This is a genomic window from Actinotalea sp., assembly GCF_041597215.1.
Taxonomy (GTDB): Bacteria; Actinomycetota; Actinomycetes; order Actinomycetales; family Cellulomonadaceae; genus Actinotalea.
In genome coordinates this window covers 1-8308 of sequence record NZ_JBFHHB010000148.1, presented here as the reverse complement: position 1 = coordinate 8308, position 8308 = coordinate 1, and the positions used below count along the sequence as shown (strand labels likewise).

Annotated in this window: 8 protein-coding genes and 1 pseudogene; 5 read left to right on the top strand and 4 right to left on the bottom strand. The window is 72.9% G+C overall.

The genetic code is table 11. The features are described from left to right. Positions 1-468: pseudogene (locus ABWK99_RS10955) on the top strand (hypothetical protein); the annotation flags it as partial. A 116-nt stretch (positions 469-584) separates the two neighbouring features. Here ABWK99_RS10955 and ABWK99_RS10950 read toward each other — a convergent pair. After that, a complete protein-coding gene (locus ABWK99_RS10950) occupies positions 585-2075 on the bottom strand; it encodes a CotH kinase family protein (RefSeq protein WP_372594739.1) in 1491 nt (496 codons plus the stop codon). A gap of 132 nt (positions 2076-2207) precedes the next feature. Here ABWK99_RS10950 and ABWK99_RS10945 point away from each other — a divergent pair, with 132 nt between their 5' ends. Continuing rightward, positions 2208-3032, top strand: coding sequence for a sulfurtransferase (locus ABWK99_RS10945; protein ID WP_372594738.1), 825 nt, complete (start codon positions 2208-2210; stop codon positions 3030-3032). A 23-nt stretch (positions 3033-3055) separates the two neighbouring features. On the opposite strand, the gene ABWK99_RS10940 is transcribed toward ABWK99_RS10945, so the two are convergent. Then, complete coding sequence (locus tag ABWK99_RS10940; RefSeq protein WP_372594737.1) at positions 3056-3874, bottom strand: type II CAAX prenyl endopeptidase Rce1 family protein; 819 nt, start codon at positions 3872-3874, stop codon at positions 3056-3058. A gap of 161 nt (positions 3875-4035) precedes the next feature. Here ABWK99_RS10940 and ABWK99_RS10935 point away from each other — a divergent pair, with 161 nt between their 5' ends. Then, positions 4036-4437 carry a nitroreductase family deazaflavin-dependent oxidoreductase gene (locus ABWK99_RS10935; RefSeq protein ID WP_372594736.1) on the top strand — a complete coding sequence of 134 codons (402 nt, stop codon included), beginning with the start codon at positions 4036-4038 and terminating at the stop codon, positions 4435-4437. 28 nt (positions 4438-4465) lie between these two features. Here the strand turns inward: ABWK99_RS10935 and ABWK99_RS10930 are convergent, their stop codons facing one another. Both ABWK99_RS10930 and ABWK99_RS10925 read right to left on the bottom strand, forming a co-directional pair. Beyond that, positions 4466-6037, bottom strand: a complete 1572-nt coding sequence (locus tag ABWK99_RS10930; RefSeq protein ID WP_372594735.1) for a phytoene desaturase family protein — start codon at positions 6035-6037, stop codon at positions 4466-4468. Between the two features lie 36 nt (positions 6038-6073). After that, positions 6074-6937, bottom strand: a complete 864-nt coding sequence (locus tag ABWK99_RS10925) for an NAD(P)H-binding protein (protein WP_372594734.1) — start codon at positions 6935-6937, stop codon at positions 6074-6076. A gap of 206 nt (positions 6938-7143) precedes the next feature. Between ABWK99_RS10925 and ABWK99_RS10920 the strand changes: the two genes are divergently transcribed. Next, positions 7144-7947 (top strand): SDR family NAD(P)-dependent oxidoreductase, encoded by an 804-nt coding sequence (locus ABWK99_RS10920; RefSeq protein WP_372594733.1) that lies wholly within the window; start codon positions 7144-7146, stop codon positions 7945-7947. A 62-nt stretch (positions 7948-8009) separates the two neighbouring features. Then, a partial coding sequence (locus ABWK99_RS10915; RefSeq protein ID WP_372594732.1) for an FAD-dependent oxidoreductase occupies positions 8010-8308 on the top strand: 299 nt, incomplete at its 3' end.

Genomic DNA, 8308 nt, shown 5'->3' with positions numbered 1-8308 from the left:
CCCGGCGACGGTCAGGTGGTCGTGGAGACCACCGACGAGCCTACGACCGAGCCGTCGACCGAGCCGTCGGAGGAGTCGACGACCGAGTCCACCGACGAGGCCACGGACGAGGCCACGGACGAGCCCACCGAGGAGTCGACGGAGGAGACCGTCGACGACCCGGCCGTGGCCCTGCCGGGGTGGCAGGACGCCGAGAACTTCGGCGCGTGGGTCTCGGCGCAGGCGCGCGAGGGCGGTGTCGACGGCCAGGTGATCTCCGAGGCGGCGCACGAGCGCAACCGGCTCCGTCAGGAAAGCCGTGCCGCTCAGGACTCGGCCGAGGGGCCGGACGTGGACGAGGTCGAGGCGCCGGAGGTGGACGAAGTCGAGGCGCCCGACGTGGACGAGGCCGAGGCGCCCGAGGACGCGACGGAGCAGTCGCGTGGCAACGGCAACGGCAAGGGCGTGAGGAACGGCGCGAAGGACTGAGTCCGCGGGCCCGAGCCCCGCACGGCGCAGGACCGCACCCCGTCCAGCCCTCGGGCCGGACGGGGTGCGGTCATGTCAGCGTGCTCCTGGCCGCGGGTGCGACCGTGGCCCCGGGCTCAGTCGAAGTACGCGGAGATGCTCGCGGCCTCGGTGGTGATGGTGTCGCTCGAGACCAGGTCGCCGGCCTGCTCGGTGAGGACCGCCGACCAGGTCGCCAGGATCTCCGCGGCTGAGCCGCTGCTGTAGAGCTCGTCGGTCAGCTCGGCGAGACGGTCGGCGACCAGGGCGCTGAAGGTCTCGTCGGCCAGGAAGCGCTCGGAAAGGATGTTGCTGCCGAGAGCCCCGGCATCCCCGCGCCCGCCGGCGAGCGCCTCGGGGCCGGCCGCGCCGTCCGCCGGGAGCTGTCCGTCGGCAGGCAGCTGTCCGTCGGCAGGCAGCTCGCCGTCGGCCGGGAGCTCGCCGGTGGTCGGTGGCACGGGTCGGCCACCTCCCGCTTGCCCGTCTGCTGGCAGCTGACCGTCGGCCGGGAGCTCGCCGTCGGCCGGGAGCTGCCCGTCGGCCGGGAGCTCGCCGTCGGCCGGGAGCTGACCGTCTGCAGGGAGCTCTCCGCCGACCTGCCCGCCGCGGCCACCCACCGCTCCCTCGCCCGCGTTCCGCACGCCGAAGGACAGGTTCTGGTCCCAGGCGACGACGGTCATCTGACCCGTCTCGTCGTCGTAGTACAGGTAGGAGTTGTTCCCGGGGCCGTCGATGTCGTCGAAGTTGTCGACGAGGGTCTGCATCGCCAGGTAGGTGGCGAAGGCGTCGACGTCGAGGTGGTCCGCGAGCTCCGCGGCGAAGGTCTCGTCGTCTGACTCGTTGATGAACTGGAGGAACTCGGTCAGTGGTGCGTAGTCCTCCTCGCCGGCCTCCACGTCGAAGACCTCGTCATAGGACTCCGCGTCGTCGCCGCGGTAGGTGTAGTCCCCCGTGGACTCGGCCTTGTACAGGATGCCGTCGTCCTCGAACTCGATGTCCATCCAGGCGTCGTCCGGGTTCTCGATGACCAGGCGCAGCGACTCCTCGCCGCCGTTGAAGCTCAGCCGGGTGGCCGTCGCCTCCTCGGTGGCCAGGCCCGACATGCCGATCAGCTCGAGCGCGATGGCCTCGTTCAGTGCCGTCTCGGTCGTGTTCGACCGGATGACGAAGGACGTGACGCCGTCCAGCGACTGGTCGTCCTCGTACTTGTCGAGGCGGACGAGCCACGGCAGGTTCTCCGGCTCCTGGGCGGCATCAGCGGTCAGGTCGCGCAGGGAGGAGTTGCCCTTGAGCCGCAGGCCGACGTTCTCGAAGGTCTCGCCGTCGATCGTGACGGTCGCCGAGATCCACTCCTTGTCCCCGCCGTCGAGGTAGGCCGCGATGGCGGCGTCGTACTCGGCCTCGTCGACCTCGATGGAGATCGTGTTCACGGTCGAGGAGTCGAAGAGGCTCCCGGCGGTGGTGATGGCGGAGGCGTCGGTGGTGGTGGCGTCGCTGCTCGTGGAGCAGGCGGCTGTGCCCAGCATGAGGGCGATGGCGAGCGTGGCCGCGCCGGAGCGGCGGGCGAAGAGGCTGTAGTCGGTGGGCATGGCAGTGATTCCACTGTGAGGGCCTGTTCGGACCCTGGGCGCGACCTGTGCGTGGGCTGAGACCTGCGCGCGCAGGCGCCTCGCCGGGCCCGTCCCACGCACGGGTGCGGAAGGATGATCCAGACTGGGTGGGTGGAGATCAGAGCCCTCGTCCAGCCCGACGACCTTCTCGCCGAGCTCGTCGCCGAACCTGACGTGCTCGTCGTCGACGTGCGGTGGACCCTCGCGGGCGCGGACCGTGACGGGTACCTCGCGGGCCATGTCCCGGGCGCGGTGTTCTGCGACCTCGACGCCGAGCTCGCGGGCCCGCCAGGGGAGGGCGGTCGGCACCCCCTGCCCACGGTGGAGCAGCTGGCGGCGCTCATGGCTCGACTCGGGATCGCGCCGGATCGTCGGGTGGTCGTCCTGGACGGCGGGGCGGGGGCAGCGGCGGCGCGTGCCTGGTGGTGCCTGCGGTGGGTGGGGCACCAGGACGTCCGCGTGCTCGACGGCGGCATGGCCGGTTGGCTCGCCGCGGGCGGGCCGGTCGAGGAGGGCGAGGTGATCCCGGTGCCCAGCGGGGACGTCGTCGTGCATGCCGGATCGATGCCGACGGTGACAGCGGACGACGTGCTGCACCGCACGGTGGGGCGCCTGCTCGACGCGCGCGCCCCCGAGCGCTTCCGCGGCGAGACGGAGCCGGTCGACCCGGTCGCCGGGCACATCCCCGGAGCGGTCTCCTGCTGGACCGGGTCCCTGCAGGGCCCCGACGGGCGCTACCTGCCCCGCGAGCAGCTGCGTGAGGTGCTGCTCGGTGCCGACGAGGTCGTCGACCTCACGGCGTACTGCGGCTCTGGCGTGACGGCGAGCCAGCTGGTGCTTGCCGGGCACGAGGTGGGCCTGGAGGTCGCGCTGTACCCGGGATCGTGGTCCGAGTGGGTGCGCGACGAGTCCCGCCCGGTGGCGACAGGGGTCTGACCGAGCGCGATCGTCCGGCCGACCTAGTACACGAAGATCGCGAACAGCTCCGGGACGTTGGCGTGCACGATCGCCATGAAGACGATCGCGTCGAACAGCAGATGGACGATCAGGACGAGGGTCAGCGAGCGGGTGCGCGTGAAGATCGCGCCCTGGAGAAGCGCGAACGGGATGGTGAGCAGCGGTCCCCACTCGCGGTAGCCGAGCTCCCACAGGAACGAGACGAAGATGGCCGCCTGGAGCAGGTTCGCCTGCCAGGCCGGGAAGTGGCGCAGGAGCAGCGCGAAGCAGGTGCAGATGAAGAAGAGCTCGTCCCAGGTGCCCACGCCGTTGACCCCGACGAAGAAGCGGGCGAGCTGGTCGGTCTCGGTGATCTCCGGCCAGTTCCGGTAGGCGCCGGAACGGATGAAGTAGACCGGCAGGATCGCCCAGCCGAGCAGCGGGACCGCCAGGAGGTAGCCCTTCTCCAGGCGTGGCCACGGGTGGCCGGTGCGCCAGGGGAACCGGATGGCCCGGCGGCGGTAGACGAACCGGTCGATGAGGAAGGGGGCCAGGACCGCTGCGGCGAGCGCGGAGCCGATCGCGAGGAAGCGGGGCCAGGAGACGTCGGCCTCCATCGACGTCGTGGAGATCAGGCCGATGCCCACGCCGATGAGCAGCAGGTCCCGGCCGAGCTCACGCTCGACCACGAAGGCGGCGAGGAGGCTGAGCCCGAGCACCGCGTAACCGAGCGGGCGCAGGTGCACACCGAACAGCAGGACGGCCGAGGCGGAGACGCCGGCGGCGGGCAGCAGGGTCGCGGCGCGCGGAGGAGCGTCGGTCGTGCGCGCGGTCGCCGGCATCGGACCAGCATGCCCGGAGAGCGGGCCACCGGCGCGGCGACCGTTCGGCGCGTGGTCGTCGCCGTCGTTCTCGCCCGTGCCGGGCGGGGCGACGCGTACGGTGAGGAGCACGCAGGGCCCGTTGCACCGTCGGGAGCGCCTGCGGGTCAGGGAGGCCGACCATGTCCTTGCCGAGGGGCGTCATCGGGTTCAACACGCGGTACCTCAACCCGCTCATGCTCAGGCTCGCTGGGCGTGGCCCGATGGTCGACCTCGAGCACGTGGGGCGACGCTCCGGGCGGACCCACCACACCCCGCTGATGGCGTTCCGGAGCGGTGACACGGTGACGATCGCCCTCACCTACGGGGCCGACGTCCAGTGGCTGAAGAACATCCGGGCCGCGGGCCGGTGCCGGATGCGCCTCGGCGACGGCGTCGTCACGCTCGGCGCACCGGTGAGCGTGAGCACGGACGAGGCGTTGGGTCGGATCCCGAACCCGCAACGCACCCTCCTGCGATGGCCGATCCGCTGCCACGACTACGTCCGGCTGCCCGTCCTCGAGCCGCGCGACGGGGTCCTCTGAGCGGACCCGACGGGCTGCATGCGGCGCGTCACGCCTCGGACGTGGCCTCCAGCACGGCCATCGCCGCCGACCGCCCCGGGATCCCGCTGACCCCGCCGCCGCGCCGCGCCCCCGCACCGCAGAGCAGGACGCGCTCGTCGGCGGTCGCGACGCCCCATCGCGCGGCCGGGGTGACCGCGTCCTCGCCCTCGAGCCACGGCCACTGCAGATCGCGGTGGAAGATGTGGCCGCCGGGCAGGGCGACGTCGTCCTCGAGGTCGACGGGCGTGCGGACCTCCAGGCAGGGGCGATCGTCGGCGTCCGTCGCGAGGCAGTCCTCGATCGGCTCGGCGAGCACCGAGTCCAGGGAGCGCAGCGTGGCCGCGAGCGCCGCCGCCCGGGCGGCGTCGGGGTCGTAGCGGAAGAGGCGCGCGGGCATGTGCAGGCCGAAGAGCGTGAGGGTGTGGTGGCCGCTCGCGCGGAGGTCGGCGCCGAGGATCGACGGGTCGGTCAGCGTGTGGCAGTAGATCTCCGCCGGCGGGAGCGTGGGGATGCTGCCGGCAGCCGCCTGCGTGTGGGCGGTGGCCAGCTGTTCGTAGGACTCGTTGACGTGGAAGGTGCCGGCGAAGGCGACGCTCGGGTCCACCGACGCGTCGCGGAGCCGCGGGAGCCGGCTCAGCACCATGTTGACCTTGAGCTGGCTGCCCTCGGGACCGCCGTCGGCCGGTGCGTGACCCAGGAGTGTGTCGAGCACGCGGGGCGCCGCGTTGACGAGGACGTGCCCGGCGCCGACCGTGTGCTCGCGGCCCTCGTCGTCGGTCCACCCCACGTCCGCTCCGTCGCGCCGGGGGTGCACGGCTGTGACGTTCGCGCTGGTCAGCAGCTCGGCCCCCGCGGAACGGCCCGCCCCGACGAGCGCGTCGACGACGGCGCCCATCCCGCCCACCGGCACGTCCCAGTCACCCGTCCCGCCGCCGATCACGTGGTAGAGGAAGCAGCGGTTCTGCGCGAGCGTCGCGTCGTCGGCCCCGGCGAAGGTCCCGATGAGCGCGTCGGTGAGGACCACTCCCCGGACGAGGTCGTGGGCGAAGCTGCGCTCGACGAGCTCGCCGAGCGGGGTGTGCAGATCACTCCACCACGCCTCGCCGATGGCGGCCCTGGCCTCGGCCGTCGTCGGCAGCGGCTCGGTCATGCTCGGGAAGAGCGCCTGGGCGAGCGCATGGGTCCGTGTCCCGAACGCCTGCCAGGCGCCGTGGTCCGCGGCCGCGCCGACGGCCGCGAACGAGCGCTTCGTCGCGGCGTCGTCCCCGGTGTCGACGAGCAGGCCACGGGCCGGGTCGCCGGGGACGGGGGTGTACGACGCGACGCGCCGGCGCCGCAGCTCGAGGGAGAGCCCGAGCTCGTCCCGGACCGCCCGCGGCATGAGCGAGACGAGGTAGGAGTAGCGCGAGAGCCGCGCGTCGACCCCGCGGAACACGCCGTGCGAGCCGGTGGCGCCGCCCAGGTGGTCAGCACGCTCCAGCACGAGCACGCTGCGTCCCGCGCGCGCGAGGTAGGCGGCGGCGGTCAGCCCGTTGTGCCCGCCGCCGACCACCACGACGTCGTACCTGGTCCGTGTCACGGGGCCACGCTACGACGCGGACGTTCGTGCGGTCGGTCAGGCTCGCGCCGGGTCCGCCGCCCTCAATGCCGCGAAGTAGTCGTCCCAGCTCTGGTGCGGGCGCCCGGTCGCGGCCTCGTAGTCACCGGGGGTGTCGTAGGCACCGCCCCGGATGCCCTCGTAGATCCCGCCGATGACGGTGCCCATGAACTCCCCGAGGGCGGCGACACGTTCCTGGCGGTACTCCTCGACGCCCATCTCGCGGTAGCGCAGGGACAGCCCGAAGGCCTCGTTGAGGTGGTCGGCGAGCTCGGCCTGGGTCAGCGGTGCGCCGTTGAGCAGGTAGGTCCGGCCGAGGGTCGTCGATCCCGTCAGCAGGCGAGCGTAGGCGTGCGCGAGCTCGGCGCGCGTCGTGTAGCCGCAGCGTCCGTCGGCGGCGCTGTTCGCGATCTCGCCCTGCTCGCGGTACGTCTCGACGTACTCGACGTCGGGTTCGATGTAGATGCCGTTGCGCCCGATCGTCCACTCCAGCCCGCTGGCCCTGACGTCCTCCTCCGTCTGCCGGTTGCTCGCGACGATCGGAGAGAAGGCCGTGCCGGTCTCGGGGCCCTGGATGCTCGTGTAGACGATCCTGCTCACCCCGGCCGTCTTGGCTGCCTCGATGACGTTGCGGTGCTGCCCGATGCGGTCCTCGGGCGCGGCCATGCCCGAGATCAGCAGCACGCGGTCGATCCCGGCGAGGGAGCGGGTGAGCGCTGCGCGGTCGTCGTAGTCGCCGGGGCGGACCTCGACGCCGAGGTGCTCGGCCTTCGCGGGCGTGCGTGCCAGGGCGACGACGTCCTGGCTGCCGAGCTGGGCGACGGCCGCGGCGACGACCGCCGCGCCGAGCTGCCCCGAGGCAGCAGTGATGGCGACGCGCACGAGGTCTCCTTCGATCGGGGGGCACGGGACGAGCCCAGGAGGAACGCGGAGGGGGCACCAGGGATTCCCGGTCCACCGCTCGGCGGTGGGCACCCGGGAGTGCCCTGGTGCCGCGCACCTGCCTTCTTGCGGACGGGTACCAGGTGCGCGACGGTGTGGGGGCGGCGGGCGCTCCCGTCGTTCCCCGCTGCCTGAGGACTCCTTCCGTGCCACGCACCATCCTGATCACCGGCTCCACCGACGGCATCGGCTTCGAGACGGCTCAGCGGCTCGTCGCCCAGGGGCACGACGTGCTCCTGCACGGGCGCAGCGACACGAAGCTGGCCGGGGCCGCGCGGGCGCTGGTCGCCCTGGGCGCACCGGGCCGCGTGGAGACCTACCTCGCGGACCTCAGCGACCTCGCGGCGGTCGAGTCGCTCGCAGCCGAGGTGCTCGAGCGGGAGGACTCGCTCGACGTGCTGATCAACAACGCCGGGGTGCTTCGGGCGCCGGAGGTCGCCACACCCGACGGGCTGGACGTCCGCTTCGCGGGGAACACGATCGCCCCGTACCTGCTCACCCGTCGGCTCCTGCCGTTGCTCGGTACGACGGGTCGCGTGGTGAACCTGTCCTCCGCTGCCCAGGCACCGGTGGACCTGCTCGCGCTCGCGGGCGGCGTGACCATGTCCCACGGCGAGGCGTACGCGCAGAGCAAGCTGGCCCTCACGGCGTGGTCCCGTCACCTGGCCCTGGAGCTCGGCGCCGCCGGACCGATGATCGTCGCGGTGAACCCCGGCTCCCTGCTCGCCACGACGATGGTCAAGGAGGGCTACGGCATCACCGGCAGCGATGTCGGCATCGGCGCCGGGATCCTCGTGCGGGCCGCGCTCGCCGACGAGTTCGCCGACGCCTCGGGCTCCTACTACGACAACGACTCGCGGGCCTTCGCCGCGCCGCACCCCGACGCGCTCGACCCGGCGATCACGGCCGCCGTCGTGGCGGCGATCGAGGCCGTGCTCGCGCGTCGGTGAAAGGGCGTCGGCCGCTGCCCGCTCAGGCACGAGCGTGATCCCCGGTGGGCTAGGTTCGCGTCGTGCCCCCTGCTGCTCCCGACGCCCCGGTGATCGTCGTCGGCGGTGGCCCGGCGGGCCTGATCGCCGCGGAGGTGCTGGCGCGGGCCGGCGCGGCGGTGACGGTCGTCGAGCGGATGCCGTCTCCGGGCCGCAAGTTCCTGCTGGCCGGGCACGGCGGCCTCAACCTCACGCACAGCGAACCGAGCGCCCCGTTCCTCACGCGCTACGGACCTTCCGCCGATCGCCTCGCGCCCCTGCTCGAGGAGTTCGGCCCGCAGGATCTGCGTGACTGGTGCGCCGGTCTCGGCGAGCCGACCTT